Below are 23896 nucleotides of genomic sequence, written 5' to 3' on the forward strand. Positions count from 1 at the left end.
GTTCCGCTTTGTAGCTGCCGGTCAGGTTCGCCAGTTTCTGTTCTTCATCGTTTACGAACAGGGACGCCTGCTTGCCGTTGTAGTTGACTTCCAGGGTTTTTGCGTCGGCTTTTACAAGCTTGACAACTGCGCCGCCGGTCTTCTTGACGTCGATGGACAGAGTCTGTCCCTTGGTAACTGTCATGGTTTCTGTGATGATGGCTTTTTGGCTGTCGGTATTCTTCGGATCGTCGCTGTCGCGGAAGATATAGGCGGTGTAAGCGCCGTCGTCCAGGAAGTCGAGATTAAATTCCGCGGTGCGCGCCTCGTTGCAGAGGATGCCGACGTACCAATTGTCGCCGTTCTGGCGGGCCATATTCACATAGTGGCCCGGGTCGCCGTCCACCAGAATGGAGTTGTTCCAGGTGGTGGGCAGGTTCTTAAACAGGTTTTCATACGCCGCATGTGCACGGTAGATGCCGGGCTTATCCGCCATCGTCTGAATGCCGCATTCAAAGACGATGGATTCCGCCGTCAGATGCGCCTGTGTGACGTCCTTCCTGCCGAAGGTGTTGTTGTAGGAGGCCATCGGGGTGAAATCCGCGCCGCCCACGGCAAAGCGGGTAAACGGCAGCATGCAGTTAAAGTATGCGTTGTTTACGCAGCCCTCGCCGCCGGAAATCGCCTCGCGGCAGATTGCGTTTGGATAGGTTCTTCTTTCTCCGGTGGTTTTTCCTGCGCCATGGATGTTGATGAGCAGATGATTTTCCGCTGTCTCCTTGGTCAGAATATCCAGCAGTTCGATAATCTCCTGGCTCTGGGAATCGAAGAAGTCGGGCTTGATGCCCACGATGCCCATTTCGGCCCATTCCTTGATGCGCTCGCGCTCCTTCGGGGTATCCAGGTCGCGCTTGTTGGCCCATACGATCAGGCCGATGCCTTTTTCCTTCGCATAGTCCAGAACCTCAGGCATCCAGTCGTAATAGCCGTCGTAGAGGTCGTTGCCGCGGTTGTATACGCGCGGCTGCCAGCCTTCGTCCAGAAGCTGGTATTTCCAGCCCATCTCAACGGCGAAGTCGATGTATTCCTTGTAAAGTCTCGGCGCGGTTTCCTCCCACGAGGTGCCTTCCGGCAGATTATCGTGGCGGAGGTCGCCGTTCAGCCAGGTCCAGTCGACCGGGCTCGGTTCGATCCAGCTGACGTCGTCCATTTCACAGTCAGGGTTCAGGGTTTCCGCCAGAGTGTTTTCCGCAATGTCCGCAATATCGCCGATGACCATATAGCGCCACGGAGAAACAAACGGTGCGGTGGTTGTGACGTCGCTGAACTGTTCCGGAGAGAACACAACGTCCAGCATGCCGGAGTCGTGTCCGACAATCTGCCCGCCGCTGTACTGCGGGGTGAGAGCGGCCTCAGAGAGAAGCGCCCAGTCGCCGTTCGGCGTCTCATAGAGCAGCGGCATGCAGTAGCCGCCCTCCAGCTCTTCCGCCGTGTGCTGGTAGTAAAGGTCTTCGTTTGCTTTGTCGAAGTCCATCGTCTGTGCGGTGGAGCCGTCTGGCATCAGGAAGCCGGTGGCTTCCGCGGAGATGGTCAGCTCCGTGCCGTCCTGTCCATCGATCGCGTAGTGGAACGCCATGCCGTCGTCGTAGACGCGGCAAACGATGCGGTAGCTCACGCCGTCCTTTTCAAAGCCCATGGTGAGCTCTGTGCCGGCGGCGTCCACATGGCTCTTCTTCGCGCCGATCAGATCGTACGAATCCTTGACGGTTTCGCGCTTGGAATCAACATAGGTCAGACCCGTGCGGAAGTCGCCCAGATTGGTGGTCAACCCGGTGGGAGAAGCGCCGATTACGATATTGCCGTTTCGGGAAACCGCATAGACGACAGAGCCGTCGTCACGCTGGGTGAACAGGGTTTTTACGCTTCCGTCCAGAGACGCAGCAGTCCAGGAATTTTTGTCTCCGTTTCCAACGATGATGTCGAGGGAAGCGGACTGCTTCACGCCGTTCAGCTCGACGCTGCAGGTAATCGTCGCGGTTCCGTCTGAAACCGCCGTGATTTCGCCGTCCTGGACGGTTGCAACGGACTCATCGCTGCTGCTGTAGGCGATCGTGGCGTTTGTCAGGTCTGCTTTGATATTCTGCAGGCCGCCTCTGCCGACCTGGCCGATGTACCCGGTCGCGCTGATCGCGGAGGTTTCACCCTTCTGCAGCCAGGTTTCCGCGGCTCTCACGGTCACGCGGGCCAGATCCTTCTGGGCTTCTTTGTCGCAGTACAGGCGTGCATCCGCCCAGGTGGCGCTGCAGCTGCCTTTTGCGTACAGGGTCAGGGTTTGCGTCCCTTCCGGAATGGCGACTTCCAGCGCTCCGTTATCCGGCGTGATCTGGTTGCCGTCATAGGAAAGCGCCTTGGAGTAAATCTGCTTGCCATCTGCCAGCACGATAAATTCGCAATTGCCTTTGCCGGCCGGGAAGCAGCCGACCGCCTTAAACGTTTCCGCGTGCAGGCCGGTGATATTGAAGACCGCCTGCGAGGGAGCGAAGGTGCCGATGCCCTTTTCATAGATGATGGTTTCACCGTTTTCCTTCCAGGAAATCTGCGTCTGGTTGACCGTCAAATCCTTGCGGACCAGGAACCAGCTGTCCACCGCGTTGATCCATTCGAGATCGCTCAGGTAGACCGCGTCAGGGTCAGCCTTGTGGATGTTGTCGTTGCTCTTTTGCTCCTCCACGCTCCATACGCTGGAGGGGGCGGTATCCTTTGCCAGAATGACGAGCGTGCCGTCGGCAGACGCGTCGTTTTCCAGGGCGAGATAGAGGGGGGCGGCAGAAGCTTTATTCATCAGGCGGTAGGTTCCCGCCTGCTCCGCCGGAACAATCTTCCACCACTGCGCGTCGTTTGCCGCGTCTGTTTTGCCGAAGGTCAGGGCGACGCCCTCCTCCGCTTTGGAGTCCTTTGGCATCAGGACGGTGGAGCTTGCATCCTTGAGCTGGACCATGTAATAGTCGTTGTTCGCATCCGGAATCAGGCGCCAGTATTCCGCGTCGCCGTCATAATCCCACCACAGGTCGACGATTGCGCCTTCACTGGAATTGTTGCTGTTGGATTCCATGCAGTGCCCGTTCAGGGCTGTTTTGATTTTGTAAAGCGCGTTGGCGTTCCATTCCGGCGTCTCCGGCTGCTCGTTCGGATGGAATCGGTCGGGAACGTTGGACCAGGCCTCGGAGACCGCGGCGGTATCCGGATAGAGCTTGGCCAGGAACTGATACATGGCGCTGTCGTATGTTTTCAATTCTTCACGGGTGTTGACAGGTCCGCGCACGCCGTCCCAGGAGCCGTCGGAGGACTCGGACATGGCGTTGAACCAGATTGCCGTGCAGGTTGCAAAATACTCTTCGCGGTTGGAAATGGCGTAGCTGTTCGGCCACAGGTTTTTGCTTTTCGCCGCCTGATAGGCCGCGTCGCATTCCACCTTCAGCTCGGGAATGGCATCCACGCCAAGCAGCTGGATGGAGTGGCCGAACTCATGCACCAGAACGGATTCGTCCGCATAGCTGGTGTAATGCTCCGGAGAAGTTTCCTGCAGAAGACGCAGTACGTTCGCGTCATAGATGCTGGCGACCGGATTACCCATCATGCCGCCGTACCCTTCCACATAGTACATATCCGGGTCGTAGGTTGCCCGATGCTCCGGGATGCTGTAAGCGCTTTCGCCCTTGCCGTAGACGGCGAGCTCTGCGCCGTTTGCAAGCATTGCAGAGGCGACATCGGGGCGTTTTTCCAGCATGATGTCGATGATGTCCGCCGCCGCCTGCAGCGTGGAGACTTCCACCGCGTCGCTGGACTTGACGGTGACGCCGGATTTCGCCTGCACAGACTGGGTATAGAACGGAGCGTCAATCACGGTGTAAACCGCTTCTGCATCCGCGGCAACGCCCAGTGCGTTTGTCACTTCGCCGGTCACCTGGACCTGGATCTCTGCGCCCTCAGCCGGGGCGTTTTTCAGTTCCAGCGTGGTCATATGGTCAAAGTAGAGGGCGCCGTTTCCGGCAGAATAGCCATAGTCGTTCAGTTCCGCCGGTTCGCCGTTTACCAAAACGGCAAAGCTGGACTTCACATCCGCGCCCTTGACGTCCTGGTTCCATTTCAGCTCAACCAGCTTGTCTGTAATAAGGCTGGCTTTGACGATCTGCGGGGCTTCCTGCTCCACTTTGCTCTTGGGAACAAAATGAATGGCCGCGCCGCCGCCCTGTGCGAGCGGGATGGAGAGAGAGTCGGCCTTTGTAACCGTCCGGATTTCCTCCACGATGCTGCTCTTAACCGTCGCGGCGTCAACCACCAGATTGCTGCCGTCGCGGTTGTGGCGGCCAAATTCGCCGTGCGCCGCGGGGCCGTCTCTGAGAACCTCCGGGGAATCCTTATAAATGTAAGCAATGTATTCGCCTTCGCCGAGGAAATTGAGGGAGAAATCCGCATCCTGCTTCTCATTGCAGATGATTCCCTGATACCATTCATCGCCATTGCGCCGCGCCATGTTTACATACTGGCCCGGGTAGCCGTCCAGCAGAAGACCTTCGTCCCACTCGGAGGGCATGTCCTTGAAGTAGTGCTCATAGCCGGGATGCGCACGGTATACGTCCGGTTTGTCTGCCAGGCACTGCATTCCGCACTCGTAAACGACCGGCAATGCCGTCATCTGCGCCACGGTGAAGCGGGCCGGGTTGTGGTTGGTCAGGTTATCGTTGGCTCCGTAGGACACCATGGGGGTGTAATCCATGGGGCCGACCGCACCGCGTACAAACGGCAGGGAACAGTTGTGGTGCGCGTTCATGATAGCGCCCCAGGTTTCCTCATTGTCAACCGCATAAGCTTCCGCGCCGCGGACCGCCTCGCGTGCAATTGCCTGCGGCCAGGTGCGGCGTTCGCCGGTCGGCTTGCCCGCGCCGTGTACGTTGATTAACAGATGGTTTTCCGCTGTTTCGTCCATCATTTTGACAATCAGCTGGATCGTATCCTGATCCTGCGAATCAAAGAAGTCCGGCTTGATGCCTCTGATGCCCATGTCGGCCCATTCTTTGAACAGCTTCTGGCGGTATTCGTCGTTGACGAGGTTGGCTTTCCGCGCCCAGACGATCAGGCCGACGCCCTTTTCCGCCGCGTACTCGATCAGGTCCGGCATCCATTTGTAGTAGCCCTCGTATTCATGCTCGCCTGCCCACGTGTTGCCACGCGGCTGCCAGCCTTCGTCGAGCAGTTGGTATTTCCAGCCCATTTCAACCGCGAAGTCCACATATTTTTTGTAGTATTCTAGGCCGGCTGTTTCAAAGGTGACGCCGTCCGGCAGCTGGTCGTGGCGCAGATCGCCGTTGAGCCAGGTCCAGTCGGTTACGCCCGCTTCGATCCAGCTGGTATCCTCCACCTTGGAAGCAGGGGCCAGGGACTCGGCCAGGGTGTTGTTGGTGATGGCCTGCAGATCGCCGATGACGACATAGCGCCACGGGCTGGCGAAGGGCAGGACCGTCTCAACGTCGCCGGTTTGTTCCGGCGTGAAGACGATGTTCAGCAGACCGGTTCCGTCGCCTGTAATCTGCGCGCCGCAGTAGGTGCCGTCCAGATCCGCTTCGGATACAAGCGCGTATACATCGTCCGTGGTTTTGTAGAGAAGAGGCATGGAATAGCTGTAGTTGAGCTGCTTCAGGGAAGCGTGCTCGATTTCCACGTCTTCATTGGACTGGCTGTAGTTCATTGCCCAGGTGTACGCGCCCTCGGGAAGGCGCACGCCTGTGTGCTCGGAGGAAATGGACAGCGCCGTATCCGCGTCGCCGTCCACGCTGTAACGGAATGCCACGCCGTCATCAAACGCGCGCAGGATGACGTCGTAGGAAACGCCGTCCTTCTCAAAGCAGAAGGTTTTCTGGTTGAAGGGCGCTTTTACGTGCTTTACCTTCGCGCCAAAGAGGTCGTACTCCTCCGTACCGCTGGTTTCCAACACGTCCACCAGCTTCAGGCCGCTGCGGAAATCCCCCGCGCTGGTCACGATTCCCATGGGGGAAGCGGAGACCACGACGGAATCCCCGTGCATGGCGACGTAGGAGGCGGCGCCATAGGCCTCATCATAGGCAAACAGCGCGGAAACCTCCGAGTTTGGCGCGTTCAGCGGAACGATGACGCCTTCGATGGAATCGGTTCCCACGATAACCGGCGTATAGCCTTCCACGACGGTTCCGTCTTCCAATGCCGCAGAGACGACAATGGAGGCGACGCCGTTGGCCTTTGCCGTCACAACAATGCCCTTGCTTGTCTGTGAGACTTCCGCAACCTCCGGGTTGCTGCTTCTCACTTCATAGTCTTCGATGGTATTTTCATATTCGTCTTTCGCCGTCACCTTTATGGAAACAGACTCTCCCGCCTGTAGAAGCGTTTTGCCGGCGGAGACGTTCACAACCGGGTCTACCGGCTCCGGCGGGGCGACTTCCACTTTGCTGAGCTTCCAGCAGCTGGACGCCGTCGTTCCGTCGGACAGGACAACAGGCGTTCCGTCGTTGACGCCGTCGTCCTTAAGCGCGACGTATGCCGGCGTGCCGGCTTCAGAGGCCTTGTTCAGCAGCCGGTATTGTCCATCCGTTTCAGCGGGGACAATTTTCCACCATTGGGAGTCGTCTGCGTTATCAATGTTTCCCACTGTCAGGTTTACGCCGGCTTCCGCTTGGGAATCCACCGGCATGAGGACGGTGGCTGAGGTGTTTTTGGGCTGAATCCGGTAGTATTCCTGATTCTCGTCGGCAATCAGCCGCCAATACAGGGCGTCCCCGTGGTAGTTCCACCACAGGTCGACCGTTGCGCCCGGGCTGGTGTTTCCGCTGTAGACCTCGATGCCGGCGTCTTTCAGCACGGTGAGGATCTCATACTCCGCGGAGGGATCCCAGTCCCTGGCGGCTTCGCTTCTGGCAAGCGCCGGCGCCCATATGGAAAATACCATGGAAAACGCCAACACAAGAGACAGCAGCGAGCGCCATACTCTTTTTTTCATCTTTCTTCTCCTCCTTTGTTTTTCAGGCAATTCTTTGCCTGTTCGTCCGTCATTATAGCAGGGGGAGTGTTCCAAAAGTGTTCCATTATCAATTGTATTTTTATCTATAATAAATAAGTTTTGCTCTGCGCAGTGCTCATTTGGCGGAGAATAATATTAATGTACATCTGTAAAATACCTGCTTTTTGTTAAGCAGGCGAGAATAAAACTGGATGGAGAAAAGCAATGCCGTCATAAAAAGAAAAATCCAGACGAACCCGCGGTTTGTCTGGATTTTTGCGACAGGTCAAATATTGCAGTAAGAAAAGGATGTTCCGGGAAGCAGCTTCAGCAATTCCACACAATCTTAACCGGATTGGGCTCATTGGCGATCATTACGCTTTGAAGTGATTTCACCATTTTATCCAGTTCTTTGGCAGCTATGGCGTCGCAGTGTTCTTGGGAAGCAGATATCCCCGCTTGGTGGTAAGCGGACGCGGCGGCGCCATAAAAGGCAAATCCCAGAGCGTTTGTCGGCGTCTGGACTGTAGCGCAGGCGGTTACAACGGCGCGTGCGGCAGCTTGTGCCGCCGGGGCTTCTTCCGCTTCCTGGGCAATTTGACGCGATTGCTTTAACAGAACCTTTACCTCACTGAGCTTTTGTTTCCCGGATAGATGCATTTTTACTGACAGGATCAGTTCCCGCAGCCGCGTGTCCTCTGGGTAAGCCTTTTCATAAATTGGAAGGAAATGGGCTTCCGCATAGGAGGCGGCCCAATTGGCCAAGGTTGCTTTGCTTTGGGTTTCTATCATCCGCATCAGGGCGGTAACCTGCGGGTCATCTACATGGCCCAGCATTTTTCGGGGTTTTGCCATTTCTGTTTCATCCTTTCTTTGTCTGTGGTATCCAGGCTTAAAATAAGCTGCGGCATAGCCATGAAGAGTTTAAGTTAAGATTACTATGTTGTCCCGTTGGAGCAAAATTTTGTCGGAAAAAACCTGTATATGGACTATTATTTGTATTTAAATCAGAAAGCAGGAGGAGAACAATGTGATTATTTTGGAAAAGGACTGGACGTTTACTGTAGCAGCGAAGGATGCGGTCCTCGGGTACATGGGAGAAAATGCAGTGCAGACGCTCCAAGTGAAGCTGTTAGGCACGGAATATGCAAATTGGGATATGGTTTTCGACGTCATGCAGGGAGAAATGTACAACATCTGGCCTGTGGAAAAAACGATTGCAGAGGGAAATTTGATTTTATCGGTCCTGATAAAAAAAGAGTATGTATGGCAAAGCGACGGTGTTTCCGTACAGCTGCGTGCGGCCGCCCCGGACGGGCGCATCAAAAAATCGGCGCTTCTGAACCTGCGGGTAAACGGCAGTGTAAACACGCCGGATGTACTCCCCTCGCCGCTCCCTGCGGTGTTTGAGGAATACGAGTCGCGCATCATCAACCTGAAAGAAGAGGTGGAACGCACCGTAGAGCTTGTTGCCGAAAGCTGCCCCTACATTGGAGAAAACGATAACTGGTATGAATGGGATATGGAGACGGACGCCTTTATAGACAGCGGCGTAAGCGCGCATGGCCTGATGGGGCTGGCCGGCCCCCGGGGAGCAGTGGGGCCGCAGGGGCCAAAGGGAGATCCCGGTCCTGCTACGAACGCGTATACGCATGCGGAATCTGACCTTCTGTTGTCCGGCAAATTGGATCAATGCTGGGCTTCTGTTTCCGGCCATCCGCTGCATATTCCGGCGCATGCGGGCGGGTTGGCACGGTGTCTGATTCTTGCGGGGAACAGTATTGTCAAAGAAGGGCGTACACAAAATGTCACAGGCCCGGTAAAACTGCTTTCCTGTGGGAAAAATCTGCTGAACATTGGGCCTGCCCGTGTTTATGAGCGTTCGGGCGTCACGTTTCAGGTTTTGGAAAACGGCTCCATTGCGGTCAGCGGAGAGCCAAACAGCACGGACGGGTTCAGCGATTTTTACTTTGACAACTTTGTGCTGCATCCGGGCGTTTATACAGCCAGTGAGCGGATCTATTTACAGCCTTATGGAGGTAAGTGGTGCAGCGGAACGTTTACGGTAGGGGAAACCGCAAGTTTCAGAGTGATGCTGCGGGCGCAGAGCGGGGATGAACCTACAGTGCGTTATCCGCAGATTGAATTTGGAGAACAAGAGACCCTATTTGCGGCTTATCATGAGAGTGCTGTTACATTTCCGCTGCTTGCAGCGGATACCACTGTGCATCCGGATGAGTTGGAACTGCCTAGAGGCGATATAATCAGAGAAACAGCTGGGGGCTATGCGATTATCAGAGCGGATGGGACCAGTGTTGTGCTTTGTGAAGAGGCGCAGAAAGCGCTGAGGAACGTCCATACGTTTGCAGAAGGGACCACGGTATATCATACAAAGGCGGGCGTCGTCCAGTATAACGGGGATATTTTAATATCCGTGTCGTTCATGGGCTTATCCTACCGGCAAGACCTGCGGACCAGCATTTATCTTGCATCCAAACCCAATTTTGCACCCTGTATTTTAGAACAAACGGAAGGCTTCGGACAGGCGTCTATGATTGACCCGATCGAGCAGATCCCGTTTGCAAAGCTTTCCATAGGCGGAAATCTGCAGGAAACCTTAACGGACCCGGAGATGATAAAAAGCCCGGAAAATCCCGCGAGAATAGATGGTGTTGCGCAGGGCGGAAGCGTAACGCTTTCCATGGCAGGCGAATCGTATGTGATCCCATGCGATACTGTTTTGTATGCTTTGCCAGACGGAGAACGGGATGAAATAACCCTCGACGGATCGTATATCAGCCGGGTGGGAAAAATCGTTCTGAACGGAACGCGTGCCTGGACAAGTTATCTGTCGGAGGACGGACAATATTGCCAAGCGCACATGGAAGGAACTGCGTATGATTTTGGAGGAGACAACGGCAAATTTGGAGACGCAGGAAACATCTATTGTGTGTCCGATTGCCTGTCGTGTTATGGAAACATCCATGCGGGTGGGGAGCATGTTACCACTTGGGAGTGGTATAACAGAGAGCCCGGGTATGGTAGATTGGATTTGTCCATATCAGTCAGCCGCCTCTCCACACCGGATACGGCGGGCCTGTGCGTGTGGCTGTCGGAACACCCGGTTACCGTCTATTATAAACGCCTGAAGCCAATTGTACGGGAGTTGCCAACCACCACAAGGTCTGCTTTGCAAACCGTGATGGTCCGGGCGGGGGAACTGTCCTGTCCGGATACATTGAAGCCGTATTTCAAAGCGGCCTACGCGATGGAAACCAAATCCTATATTGACCGTGCCATTGCAAATGCGGTAAAATCCGCCATGGCCTGAAGGGCGCCTTGAATGTGCGGCGGATGATGCGGGTATATAAAAGAGGTTTTTATGGAAACAAAAAAGACGTTACGAATTTTGTTCGTAACGTCTTTTTGCTATGGTGGACCTGAAGGGATTCGAACCCACGACCTCTCGGATGCGAACCGAACGCTCTCCCAGCTGAGCTACAGGCCCATATAAAATATCGAACAGGCTTTCCCTGACAACGGTGATTATTATAGCACGTTTTCACAGCCATTGCAACTACTAAAATAAAAAATTTTAGCAAAAAACGTCTTCTCCACGTAGAAATACGCGGGGAAGACGTTTCGTTTAAATTGCACGCCCGTTTTTGATATAGATGGGCCGCATACCGAGCTCCGGTGCGTAATGAGACAGTACTGCCGCCTGTGGCAGGCGCAGCTTCCATTCCAGATAGGAAGCGTGGATGCCCGTGCTGGAAAAAATCATCAGGAACAGCATGCCGGTTTGAATCCAGAATACCGTGACGTCGGTCAATCCATGCACAAGGACGGCTGTAAAAGCGGAGATCAGCAGAATATTCATATTGTTGCAAATATGATTTTTGATTCGCAGCGCCACCAATTTGCCCTGCATATAAATATAGAACCCCATTGCGCCCGCGCCGATGAGCCCGTAGTTTAAAAGGACGTCCAGCAGCAGGTTGTGGCTGTGGAAGGTGCGGTAGGTACCAAAGATCCCGCAGATCATCTGATAGGCAGTCGCGCCCTGCCCCAGAAACGGATGCTGTTGGATGCCGCGGATGGAACCGGCCCAGACGGACAGGCGCTGCTCAAAAGTGCTGTCAATCGCCTCGATGCGGGGAAACGCCGCCGGAAAAGCAATACTGAGCAGTAAAAAGGAAACGGCGGCCGTCAAAAATGCAGCCATCCAAACATATTGCTTTTTCATCCAGAGGAAAACCATTACGGCGCAGAAAACGCCCAGACAGGCGGACATACTGGCGGTCAGATACAGGCCGGCCAGATTAACGCCGATCACAGCCATATAGAGGGCTTTTCTTTTGGGATTTGTAAAAATACGGTACAACGCAATTAAAACGACGAACTCGATCATCATACCGTAATAGTTGGCGTTTGAAAAATTTGATACGGGGCGGTAATCCGCAGCGGCCGGGTAAGCGGACCATTTCTGATAAAATGCAATCACTGCGCAGCCCAAGCTGGATAAGCAGGCCAGATCCATCATTTGATGAAAGACCTGCCGGGTCATAACGCTTTTCAAATAAAACGCGCAGATCACAGAGGCGAGAAGCAGAATCGCATACAGCATGCCCATATAATTGTTATAGACAGCGGACACAAAAAACGGTACGACCAGGAACCCCAAAAGAAATTTGCAGTAGGGAGATTCCAATGCGCGGGAGCGCTTTTGATAGCTGATCATGGTCATCACAGCAACGGCGCTGACAGCGGAAACGGAAATGTAAAACGGAAAAAATAAGGAAATTACCAGGCCCAATGGAACCAGCCGGTCAATTTCTCTGCTGTCAACGGAAGCCTTAAAATGCGTCCAATTGGTTTTGATAACATGTGTAATCTTCTTCCTCTCCTTTCTGAAAGATTTGGCGGAATGGTGTACAGAGTGGGAATAATTGTAAATTAGAATCATTTATTGGACTACGGTATCTTATTATAACAGATTTTTCTTTTTGAGCAAGGTCAATATTCCATCGAATAAAATTGACTGCATCATTGCTTTTTAGATAATACGCTGGAAGTATGAACGCTTTTTTAACAGTTCTTACAAATACTGTTACAATATAGCATTTTGTGGAATGGGATAGTATAATAACAAGCATGGGGAAGATGCCGGCTGATTGGTACAGCAAAGGAAAATAGCTGCTTTCCTGTAAATATCTGCATAACGCGGTTCAACCGTGTAAATGATGAGAGATAGAGCGCTTGGCTCTGCGGGAGAATCAGGAGAAAAGGAGCGTCTATGAGAAAAAAGAAAGATATGATACAAGCGGACACAAACGATGCCGTTCAGGAATATTGTGAGCGGTTTGAGCCGGAGTATGCAACCGGATTAAATCAATTGCAGGTGCAGATGCGCCAACAGCAGGGGCTGACAAACGGGGATGGAGAAATGAAAACCAAAACCGTTGGGCAGATTATCCGGGACAATCTGATTACGCCGTTTAATATTTTAAATGTTATTCTGGCGTCGATGGTGTTCCTGGTCGGCTCGTACAAAAACCTGCTTTTTATGGGCGTCGTGATTTCCAATACGCTGATCGGTGCGTTTCAGGAAATCCGGGCTAAAAAGACGATTGATCAATTGTCGCTGATTGCAGCGCCGAAGGCGAAGGTCGTGCGCGAGGGAGAGGAGTACAGCCTGCCGGTGGAAGAACTTGTGCTGGACGACATCCTGCTGCTGTCCGCGGGCAATCAGGTCTGCGCGGACTGTATTGTGGCGGTTGGGGAATGCGAGGTCAACGAGTCCCTGCTGACCGGGGAGAGCGACCCGGTGGTCAAACGTCCGGGAGACCTGCTGTACTCCGGCAGCTTCATCGTCAGCGGAGACTGCCGGGCGCAGGTGGAGCACGTCGGCGCGGATAACTATGCCTCGCAGATCACCAATAACGCCAAATATATGAAAAAGCCGAACTCGGAGATCATGACCAGCATCAACAAAATCATCAAGATTTTGGGCTTTGCAATCATCCCGGTCGGCGTGGCTTTGTTTTACAAGCAATATGCTTTGACCGCTCAGCCGTTTGATCAGGCGGTGGTCAGCACCGTCGCGGCGCTGATCGGCATGATTCCGGAGGGACTTGTCCTGCTGACCAGCGTAGTGCTTGCGGTCAGCGTCATCCGCCTCTCCCGCCATAATGCTTTGGTGCAGGACCTGTACTCCATTGAAACGCTGGCGCGCGTGGATACCCTCTGTCTGGATAAGACGGGCACCATTACGGAAGGGACTATGCAGGTGGACGGTATTGAACCGCTTTGCCCGATTACCCGCACGGAAACGGAAGACGCCATTGCCGCCGTGACGCACGCGCTCAACGACAGCAACCCGACGTTTCTGGCGCTGAAAGAGGTCGGCTCCTCCGTACCGGAGTGGGAATGCACCGGCCAGGTGCCGTTTTCCTCCGCACGCAAGTGGAGCGGCGCGTCGTTTGAGCGGGTCGGTACGTTTGTAATCGGTGCGGCGGAATTCGTTTTGAAGGAACAGTTTGAAACGCTGCGTGAAAAAATAGAAGAGTATTCGGCGCAGGGACAGCGCGTGTTGCTGCTGGCGCATTCTACCGAACCGTTCCGGGAGAAGGAGCTGCCGGAGCATCTGGCGCCGCTTGCACTGCTCCTGCTGAGTGATAAAATCCGCGATAACGCGAAGGAAACCCTGGAATACTTTGCGGACCAGGATGTGGACATCAAAGTGATTTCCGGGGACAATGCGGTTACGGTGGCCAACATTGCCAAAAAGGCGGGCTTGCAACGGGCGGATCAATATGTGGACGCGACGACATTAAAGACCTATGAGGATATTCAGGATGCGGCGGAAAAGTACGCGGTGTTTGGACGCGTGACGCCGCAGCAGAAATTGGATCTGGTCAAGGCGCTGAAGGAGAAAAAGCACACGGTCGCGATGACCGGAGACGGCGTAAATGACGTTCTGGCGCTCAAGGAGAGCGATTGCAGCATCGCGATGGCCTCGGGCAGCGACGCGGCCCGCACGGTTTCCCAGCTGGTGCTGCTGGATTCCAATTTTGCGAGCATGCCGCGCATTGTGCGGGAAGGAAGGCGTTCCATTAACAACCTGCAGCGTTCTTCCTCTTTGTTCTTGGTGAAGTCCATTTTTTCCACAATTATCGCCGTTTGTTTTATTTTTTTGCAAAGCCCGTATCCGTTCCAGCCGATTCAGTTTACGCTGATTAATACCTTTACGATCGGGATTCCGTCCTTTATCCTGGCGCTGGAGCCGAACAAGGAGCGGATACGCGGACGATTTATCGTCAACGTAATCAAGAAATCCCTGCCCGGCGCGCTGACCATGGTGGCGAATATTCTGTTGCTGACAGGAGTATCCCTGTTCCTTGGCTTTACAGACCAGCAGATCTCCACGCTGGCGGTCATCCTGACTGGCTTCACAGGGCTGCTTACCTTATTAAAGGTGTGTTTGCCGTTCAATCTGCTGCGCGGTGCGCTGTACGTATTTTTGGCCTCCGGATTTATTTTGGCGATGCTGTTTTTCCGGCCGCTGTTCTCGTTGGTGGGGCTTACGGCCCCAATGGTCATTGTGCTGGCGCCGCTGCTCATCTTTGCCGTGTGCATGATGAGCGTCGTACTCCATGTGGTCGAAAAGATTGTCATGCGCAACGCGGAATAAAGTGCCGTGAAAAAGGAGCCTGCCGGGTTACCCCGCAGGCTCCTGATTGTTCTGTGATAAGCGTTCGATCGCTTCAGAAATCTCTGTAAAAGGAATGTAATCCGTTTCCCGGTACGCGTTGTCGTCGCTGTGGCCCCGGTTGGTACATACAGCGAGAATGTACGGCTCCGGCGCGTAGACAATGGCCATGTCGTGCATGGCGCCGTCCCAGGAACCGAGTTTCCGCGCCATGGGATAATGCGACTGCAGCATGGGCTGTTCCGTATGGAGCAGGTCCTCTTTGAATTTCTTTGCGTTCGGCGCGTCGCTTTCGATATAGGCATAGATGTTTTCCATGAGAATGCCGGCGTCGTGCGCGGTGATGCCGCCCCGGATGACCGACACTTCCATGGAATCCATGCAGGCTTCGTTTTCCAGACCCAGCGTGCGGACAAATTCCAGAAAGCCTTCGATCGGGTAAAATTCCCGGACCATTCGGAACGCGGTGTTGTTGCTGTAGCGGATCATGACCTCCAGCAGGTCGCCCAGGGTATAAACACGTTCATCGTACTTTTGAAACAGAATATTCTGGTCGCCCTGGTTGTAGGCCGCTTGATAAGGATAGGTCTGCGATAGATCGCAGAGACCCTCGTCCGCCATCTGGTAGATATATAAGGCATAGGGGGCTTTTACAATACTGGCAATATAGTATTCGGTGTTTGCCGCATACTCATAAACGTCCCCATGTACCAGGCTTTTGTAGTAGACGGAAACGCCCCGTCCGTAGGAAGCAATCAGCTCGTCCAATTCTTCCCGTTCCGCTTCCGTGAGGCTGAATACGGGAGCGGGGGGCTCCTCTGCTGGAGGTTCCTCCACAGGCGGCTTGGAGGAGACGGCGGACGAAAGCGCGTTTTCCAGCGTCTCTGTTTGCAGCTCCAGACTCGGTATTTGGGACCGGAGTTCGTCCAGAGAGTCGGCGATTGTTCCCGCCGGGACAGCTTGCCTTTCCATCGCGGTAATACGGGGATAAGCCAAAAGGCAAAGCGCCGTCAGAGGAAGAAGGACTGCCAGCTTCCACCATCTGTGCTTTTTTTGCATACGCTTCTCCTTTCACCCGTTTTGGCTTATTATTTTACTCTATTTCCGCGCACTTTGCAAGAAAACCGTGTCGTTTGATTGCGTTTGCTTTTGCGCAGTACATGTGATAAAATGCAGACAATCTTTATTTGATTTTGGAGGAATATACATGGAATCCAGCCATGCAGAAAATATGATACTTCACAACCATCTTGGGGTTTCCTATTTGACCTTTCCCGGCTTTTCCGCGTTTCCCTTTATCAACCATGCGTTTTCCACACGCGTCGGCGGCGTCAGCCAGGCGGAATTTTCATCTATGAACCTGAGCTTTGGCCGGGGCGATACAGATGAAAATGTTTTAGAGAATTACCGTCTTTTTTGCAACGCGGCCGGATTTGATTTCAACTCGTTGACGGCCTCTGCGCAGGATCATCACACAGTTGTGCGACGTGTAACAAAAGAAGACCGGGGTGTGGGGATTTATAAACCGAAGGACAGAACGAGTGTGGACGGTCTGCTCACAAATGAACCGGGTGTTACGCTGGTAACCTATTATGCCGATTGCGTCCCGCTCTATTTTCTGGACCCGGTGCGGCGCGCCGTCGGGCTGGCGCACGCCGGCTGGCGCGGAACGGTTGCCGGTATGGGCAAGCGGATGGTAGAAGCGATGCGGGAGGAATTTGGCAGCGATCCGCGGGATTTGATCGCCGCGGTAGGACCATCTATCGGTCCCTGCTGTTATGAGGTGGACGGCCCGGTTGCGGACGCGTTTGCGGCGCACCCGGAGTGGCAGCCCGAAACGCTGCTGAAGGCTTGCGGTGCGGGGAAATATATGCTCGATCTGTGGGAAGCCAATCGTCGTATTTTATGCGGCGCAGGAATACTGCCGGAACACATCACAGTCGCAGAGCTGTGTACCCGGTGTCATGCAGACTGGCTGTACTCTCACCGGGCAAGCGGCGGAGAGCGGGGCGGGCTGGCTGCGTTTTTGTGCCTGAAGGAGGATACAGGATGCCGGACTTGATCGAATCCTGCCGCGTTTGCCCGCGTTCCTGTGGGGTGCGCCGGGAAGCAGAAAGCGGAACCGGCTTTTGCAGGCGGGGCGCGGCACCGGAAGTTGCCCGCGCGGCGCTGCATTTCTGGGAGGAACCCTGCATCAGCGGCACGAAGGGCTCTGGAACCGTCTTTTTTACAGGCTGTTCCCTGCAGTGCGTTTACTGCCAGAACTACGAAATCAGCGCGGAGCATAAAATCGGAAAGACGGTCACGGCACGGGAGCTCTCCCATCTTTTCTTCCGTTTGGTGGAGCAGGGCGCGCACAATATCAACCTGGTCAATCCCACGCATTTTGCGCCGGGAATCTCGGAGGCGCTCCGCTTGCGCCCGCTTCCGGTTCCGGTGGTGTATAATTCCGGCGGGTACGAACGTTTGGAGACGCTCCGCATGCTGGACGGCCTGATCGACATCTACCTGCCGGACTTTAAATATATGGATGCCGAATTGGCCGGCCGGTTGTCCGGGGCGCGCGATTACCCGGAGAGGGCGAAAGAAACCGTTTTGGAAATGGCGCGGCAGACGGGTCCGGTTGTTTTTAATGAGGAAGGGATCTTGCAGCGCGGTACCATTGTCCGCCATTTAATCCTGCCGGGGCACACGCGCAATTCCATCGCAGTCCTGGACTGGTTGGCGGAGAACCTGCCGGCGGGCGTCCAGGTCAGCCTGATGGCACAATATGTGCCCTGCGGAAGAGCGGCAGAATTCCCGGAGATCAACCGGCGGATTACCCGCCGGGAATATGAGAAGGTTCAGCAGCACCTGTTCCTGCTGGGACTGGACGGCTATGTACAGGAATTGCAGTCCGCAAAAAAGGATTTTATCCCGCCGTTCGATTTGGAGGGCGTATCCCCTTGACAAATGAATGTAATGTGAATATGATTATATCTAGTCTTAAAAACTATGTGATATTTGGGTGAAAGGGTGATTGTATGGCAAACTGGAGTCCCGCCCGGAGGGTCGAACGCAGAGCCAGAAGAAGAAGACGGCTGGAGCTGCCCAGTTATACAACGGCGGAAGAGATTTGGAACGCGATTTCCCACGGCGTCGGCGCTATATTTGCCGTGGTGGCGCTGGTTGTCCTGCTGGTGCAGGCGCCGCACAATGCGTTGACAATGGTCAGTGTGTCGATCTACGGCGGAACGCTGTTTTTGCTGTACACGGTTTCTACTGTTTATCATTCTCTGGGAATCGGAAGAGCGAAAAAGGTTTTTCAGGTGCTGGACCACTGTACGATTTATCTGCTGATTGCGGGGACCTACACGCCTATTACGCTGCTCTGTATGGGCGGCACGGTGGGGTGGGCGCTGTTCTGGTTTGTCTGGGGCGTCGCGCTGCTGGGAATTCTGCTCAATGCAATCGACATGAAGCGCTTTAAAGTGATTTCCATGATCTGTTACATCGGCCTCGGCTGGTGTGTGATCTTTTTCATAAAGCCGCTGATAGAAAAGCTGGATACTGTTTCACTGATTTTACTGGTGATCGGCGGCGTGTTCTATACCGTGGGCGCGATCATCTACGGCAAGGGGCGCACTGTAAAATACATGCATTCCGTCTGGCATTTCTTTTGTGTTGCTGGAAGCTTCTTTCATTTTTTGGTTGTTTATAACGTTGCTGTGTGAAAGTAAATAAGTTTCTTCGTTCAAAATTTACAATTCCTTTAATTATCCCCGGCTGTACTGCGGTATAATAACCTCACGGCGTTAGCGGAAGCAGAGCTTCCGACGCCTGAGAGAACATTGTTCCGTTGTGATGGAGGCTGCGCCTCTTTTATGGAATAATAACCTCACGGCGTTAGCGGAAGCAGAGCTTCCGACGGCTGAGAGAACATTGTTCCGTTGTGATGGAGGCTGCGCCTCTTTTATGAAATAATAACCTCACGCTGTAACCGGAAGCAGAGCTTCCGACGGCTGAGAGAACATTGTTCCGTTGTGAGGGAGGCTACGCCTCTTTATGGAATAATAACCTCAACCCTACCGGGGGTTAGTTTTTTGAAGGAGGTTTCCAAGGATGGAACTGTTGCAGAGAGAAATGTCCTTCGAGTCCTGTGCAGACGACGAACGCATTTTTGTCCGGATTGTGGAACCCGTCGACCGGGAAGACGTGAAAGCGGTTTTGCAGATCGCGCACGGGATGGCGGAGCACAGCCTTTTATACATGGATTTTGCCAGATATATGGCGTCAAACGGTTTTGCAGTGGCGGTCAATGACCACCTGGGCCATGGAAAGAGCGTCTCCAAAGGCGGCTCTTACGGCTATTTTGGAGAGGGTGGATACCGCAACCTCCTGACCGATATGCACAAGCTGCACGACATCATGCACCGGGATTACCCCTATGTGCCGTACCTGCTGTTGGGGCACAGTATGGGGTCGTTCCTGTCGCGCGCCTATTCCGTGCTGTATCCGGACGATTTGTCCGGGGTTGCGTATCTCGGCACCTGTGGCAGTCAGCGGAAGAGCGTGCTGGCGGGGCAGCGCACCTTTGCGGAGGCGCGAATCAAGAAGCTGGGACCGAAGGCGCACGACGCTATTTTCGCAAAACTTTCCACCGGGCGATTCAATCAGGCGTTTGCGCCGAACCGTACAGCCAACGACTGGCTCAGCCGGGACGAGGCGGAGGTGGACCGGTACACCAATGATCCGCTCTGCGGTTTTGATCTGACGATTTCCGGCTACCGGGATATTCTGGATTTACAGGCGCTGATTGGGACGACAAAGTGGTTCCGTGCGGTGCCGCGTATCCCGATTCTGCTGATGGCGGGCGACAAAGACCCTGTGGGAAACAACGGAAAGGGCGTCCGGCAGGTAGCGCACCGGCTCGCCAAAACCGGGCATGACGTACATCTGGTTCTATATCCGGAGGCGCGCCACGTGGTGCTCTGTGAGAGCAATAAACAACAGGTTTATGAAGACATTTGCGGATTTATGAAAGCTGCGGTCCGTCAGACGAAGACGGAAGAAAACGCGTCGTAAAGAATATAATAACAAAAAAGACTGTGCTGTTAAAAAGCACAGTCTTTTTTTATAATATGGACTTTATTGCGGTAAAAAGGGGAAGTTGCAATCTAAAAAATTACATGATATGATATAAAAGTAATGGGTTTTAATTTATATTTTTATTTATAAAATTCAAATAATCATTCAGGATGATTAATTGGCAAGGAAAGGAGGTAAAAAGTAAGAGCGCACTTATTTAAATACTTAGGAGGAGTTGTACATGAAAAGGAGTACATGGCGTTCATTCTTGGCAATGGCCATGGTCATTCAAATGGCCGCGTCGGGAGCGGCGATGACCTTTGCACAGGCAGTGCAGGTGGAAGATGGTCTGTCTGCCGCCATATCGGAGGTGGCTGAAGAGGAAGGCGTTTATATCAGTGACCTGCAATGGGCTTCCGCGACGACGGCATGGGGACAACCGCAGAGGGACCAGGGATTGGACAACAAGCCGCTTCAGTTCCGCGACGGAGCGGGCGGGCATATCGTCTATGAAAAGGGAATCTGTATCCATGCTCCGTCCAAACTGGTCTATGATATTGAGGGAATGGGCGCGGAAGAATTCACTTCCTGGATCGGTATCCACGACGGAGAAAACAACGATAAGAAGGAAAAAAGCTCCTGCGAGTTTGTCGTCGAGATCGATGGGGCAGAAGTTTACCGCAGCGACGTGCGCAGAATGGACAGTAGCCCGCTGCAAATCAGCGTAGCCATTCCGGAGGACGCCAAGACGCTGTCCCTGATTACGACAGACGGCGGCGACGGGGACAAGCAGGGAGATCACAGTACATGGGCCGACGCAAAACTGCTGCTGAACGAAGCGGTTTTGAAGAGCCTGAAATCCGTTTCTGTCCGCGCGGGAAAAAATATGCTGGATGTCGGCGAAAATACCCCGCTGACCGTTGCCGGAACGCTGGTGGACGGTACGGACGCCGTCTTTGAGGAAGGCAGCCTTGTGTTCAGCAGCAGTGATACAACGGTTGCTTCTGTTTCAGATGCTGGCGTTGTGACCGCTTTGGCCAATGGAATCACAGAAATCACTTGTGAGGCGACCCTTGGAGAAGTAACAAAGACCGCATCAGTAGAGATTGTTGTGGGGCAGGAAGTAGAGGGCCGTGTCTGGTCTCTGCAATCACCCGACCAGTCGGTACAGACCATTCTCCGCCTCAGCGAGTCCGGCGCGCTATCCTACACTGTGCTGCGGGAGGACAAGACCGTCCTCGACTGGGCGGCACTGGGAATGGAAACAAACCTTGCCGATTTCTCAAAAGGGCTGGAATATGCCAGCGTTTCCAATGTGGTAAAGATCGACGAGACCTACACGGTGCCGTCCCGCAAAAAGGCGGAGTATGTCAACCGCGCGGAGGAGCGTACCATCTCCTTTACCAAGGATGGCGTACAGTTTGACGTCATTGTCCGCGCGTATGACGACGGCATCGCGGTCCGTTACGGGATTTCCGGCAACGCGGACGCGCTTTCCATCACAAAGGAAAATACCGCATTTCAGGTTCCGGCGGGTTCCACCGCGTGGGCCATGCCATATACCGGCAGCGGCTTTTCTTATGAGGCCTCTTTCTCAGAGGTGGCCATTGACAAGTTGAACGGTAACCAGTCGATCCCCCTTCTGGTCAAGACGCCGGACGATGTGTACGCGCTGCTTACGGAGGCGGACCTCAGCGGCGCATATTCCGGTTCCATGGTCAAAACAGACGGCACCGGCCTGTTGCAGATCACGCCTTCCATCGAGCAAGGCTCCAAGCCGATCGAGACAGGCGCACCGTTCCTGTCGCCGTGGCGCACGGCAATCATCGGTACGCTGAGCGACATCGTGGAGAATACGATGGTGGAAAATCTCAGCCCCGATCCCGACCCGGCGGTGCAGGACGACTATTCCTGGGTGAAGCCCGGCGTTTCTTCCTGGACCTGGCTGGTGGGCGGATTCAATATGCAAAGCGATACCACCGCTATTAAAGAGTACATCGACTTTGCGGCTGAGATGGGCTGGGAGTATTTCATTATGGACCGCGGCTGGCAGCCGGAAGCGCCGAACCCGGACCATCAGCGCTATGCGTACGAAGGCTATTTTGACTGGTACGACGAGATCCAGGCGTATGCGGACGAAAAAGGCGTCGGCCTGATCGCGTGGGTCATCTGCGACGATCTCAACACGCCGGAGAAGCGCGCCGCGCGCCTGCCGGATTGGGCGGCCAAGGGCATCAAAGGAATCAAAGTCGATTTCTTTGACAGCGAGGCCCAGAGCCGAATGCAGTTGTACGATGATATCTATAAAGACTGTGCAAAGTATGGGTTGGTTGTCAATGCGCATGGCGCAAACAAACCGACCGGCGAAGTGCGCACCTACCCGAACGTGTTGACGCGTGAGGCAGTCCGCGGCGAGGAGCATTCCCTCACGCCGTTCCAGTATTCTGTCATTCCGTTCACGCGCGCCGCGATCGGACCGGCGGACGTGACGGAGCAAATCTATCCGCGCGGCAGCAACCCGACCACAACCGGCTTCCAGGCGGCGCTCTCCGTGCTGGTGCAGAGCGGCATGCACTGCCTGGCCAGCAGCATTGCGGATTACCGCAGCAGCCCGGCTTATTCCCTCTATCAGAATATGCCCGTGGTATGGGACGACACAAAGCTGCTCGACGGCGAAGTGGGTGATTTTACCACCATGGTGCGCCGCAGCGGCGAGGACTGGTACGGCGCCTGTGTTTCCGTCGACGCGCGCAACGCGGAATTCCCGCTGGATTTCCTGGGCGACGGCTCCTATTACGCGTTGATTTACCGCGACGGTCCCGGTGATAAGCGCAGCATGGCGTTTGAGGCAAAGGAAGTGACAAATGCGGATACGCTCTCGATCCCGGTCAAAGCGGGCGGCGGCTGCGCGGTCAAAATTTTGAAGGAGAAACCCTCCAGCATTACGTCCATTGTTTTGGATCAGACGGAGATGACGCTGCAGCAGGGCCAGTCGGAGACCATTACGGCAACCTTCCAGCCGGAAGACGCGTTGCTCCGTGATCTGGTGTGGTCCTCCAGCGACGAGACGGTTGCTGCCGTTTCCGCAGGGAAGGTTACGGCGCTGCAGCCCGGCACGGCAATCATTACGGTGGCGTCTGCATTGAATCCGGACGTCAAAGCGGAATGCGTGGTCACCGTCAAGGCAAAGCCGTATCTGGTCAACGATGCGGTATGGAACGTTGGGCGTGAGAATCCGGAGTTCCTGCAATACAATGCCGAAAATTCCATTACAGTTACTTCCCAATATGGGGATGTTGGACAGACCTCCGGCGATCGTGCCATAAAGAATATGTTGATAACGGCGCCCGCGGATGAAAATTTTACCGCAACGGTTAAGGTGACCGGCGATTTTAACGCGTCGTTCCAAACCGGTGCGCTGGTTGCCATGACGGATGAAAAACATCTGATTGCCGCCATGCGCCGTTTCCATGAGAAATTTGGCAACAACTGCTTTGACTTCATGAAGTATGAAAACGGCTACAAAGAATTGACGTCGCCGGATACCCAGAACGGAAAGCCAGCCTGGCTGAAGCTGACGAAGAAGGGGACGACCTTTACCTCCTCTTACAGCTACGACAACCAGACCTGGGTCAGTTTAGGCGAGCAGGTCTGTACATCTGTTGGAAATGCAGGCAAAGAGAATATCAAGCTGGGTGTAATGGCGTTCAACGGCGGCCGTGAGATCAACACGGACATTACCTTTGAGGACTTCACCTATTATCCGGGAGACAGCACGGAGGGAACCGTCCTTCCGTTTGCCGTTGTTAATCCGGCGGCGCAGCCAAGTGAGCTCAGCGTCTCCTACGGCAAGAACGTAACGCTGAAAGTAAATGGCGAAGAGCAGAAGCTGGCGGACCTGATTGGCAAGTACACCCAGAAGGACGTGGACAGCGGCACAAAGCTGCAGCTGGCGTTCGCGCCGCGGCTCGAAAACGAAGTGTTCCGTTCCGTCTCCGTGAACGGCGCGGAGCCGGCGGTGGTCGGCGGTAAGGAATACCTGTACGACTTCACAATGGGCATGGATGCGGAAAACCTGCAGTTTGTCTTTGAGACGGTCAATAAGACCA

The 23896-nt window shown here is 54.3% G+C and carries 11 protein-coding genes and 1 tRNA gene; 7 read left to right on the forward strand and 5 right to left on the reverse strand.

The features are described 5' to 3' along the window. The coding region (locus tag I4V53_RS13480; protein WP_195986218.1) for a glycoside hydrolase family 97 N-terminal domain-containing protein at positions 1-7009 on the reverse strand (7009 nt) is incomplete at its 3' end. A gap of 327 nt (positions 7010-7336) precedes the next feature. Further along, positions 7337-7864, reverse strand: a complete 528-nt coding sequence (locus I4V53_RS13485; protein WP_195986219.1) for a putative immunity protein — start codon at positions 7862-7864, stop codon at positions 7337-7339. A gap of 175 nt (positions 7865-8039) precedes the next feature. Here I4V53_RS13485 and I4V53_RS13490 point away from each other — a divergent pair, with 175 nt between their 5' ends. Next, complete coding sequence (locus tag I4V53_RS13490; RefSeq protein ID WP_195986220.1) at positions 8040-10340, forward strand: collagen-like triple helix repeat-containing protein; 2301 nt, start codon at positions 8040-8042, stop codon at positions 10338-10340. A gap of 101 nt (positions 10341-10441) precedes the next feature. On the opposite strand, the gene I4V53_RS13495 is transcribed toward I4V53_RS13490, so the two are convergent. Beyond that, positions 10442-10517: transfer RNA gene (locus I4V53_RS13495), tRNA-Ala, on the reverse strand. 138 nt (positions 10518-10655) lie between these two features. Further along, entirely contained in the window at positions 10656-11825 is a 1170-nt protein-coding gene (locus I4V53_RS13500) for an O-antigen ligase family protein (protein WP_195986221.1), read from the reverse strand. 480 nt (positions 11826-12305) lie between these two features. On the opposite strand from I4V53_RS13500, the gene I4V53_RS13505 reads away from it, so the two are divergent. Beyond that, on the forward strand, positions 12306-14702 hold the full coding sequence (locus I4V53_RS13505) for a cation-translocating P-type ATPase (RefSeq protein WP_286167166.1): 2397 nt from the start codon (positions 12306-12308) through the stop codon (positions 14700-14702). 27 nt (positions 14703-14729) lie between these two features. Here I4V53_RS13505 and I4V53_RS13510 read toward each other — a convergent pair whose 3' ends face one another. Beyond that, entirely contained in the window at positions 14730-15779 is a 1050-nt protein-coding gene (locus I4V53_RS13510; RefSeq protein WP_195986222.1) for a serine hydrolase, read from the reverse strand. A 148-nt stretch (positions 15780-15927) separates the two neighbouring features. Here I4V53_RS13510 and pgeF point away from each other — a divergent pair, with 148 nt between their 5' ends. The 5 genes from pgeF to I4V53_RS13535 form a co-directional block, all read left to right on the forward strand. After that, on the forward strand, positions 15928-16782 hold the full coding sequence (gene pgeF / locus I4V53_RS13515) for a peptidoglycan editing factor PgeF (RefSeq protein ID WP_195986223.1): 855 nt from the start codon (positions 15928-15930) through the stop codon (positions 16780-16782). Further along, entirely contained in the window at positions 16770-17669 is a 900-nt protein-coding gene (locus tag I4V53_RS13520; protein ID WP_195986224.1) for a radical SAM protein, read from the forward strand. Before pgeF ends, I4V53_RS13520 begins: the two co-directional genes overlap by 13 nt. Positions 17670-17743: 74 nt before the next feature. Beyond that, the gene (gene trhA / locus I4V53_RS13525; protein WP_195986225.1) at positions 17744-18433 is read left to right on the forward strand and encodes a PAQR family membrane homeostasis protein TrhA; all 690 of its coding nucleotides are present in this window, start codon (positions 17744-17746) and stop codon (positions 18431-18433) included. Positions 18434-18821: 388 nt separating this feature from the next. Beyond that, a complete protein-coding gene (locus I4V53_RS13530) occupies positions 18822-19784 on the forward strand; it encodes an alpha/beta fold hydrolase (protein ID WP_195986226.1) in 963 nt (320 codons plus the stop codon). 244 nt (positions 19785-20028) lie between these two features. Continuing rightward, on the forward strand, positions 20029-23896 hold a 3868-nt coding region (locus I4V53_RS13535; protein ID WP_195986227.1), incomplete at its 3' end, for a glycoside hydrolase family 97 N-terminal domain-containing protein.

The sequence above is a fragment of the Clostridium sp. D33t1_170424_F3 genome, assembly GCF_015667585.1.
GTDB lineage: Bacteria > Bacillota > Clostridia > Oscillospirales > Acutalibacteraceae > Anaeromassilibacillus.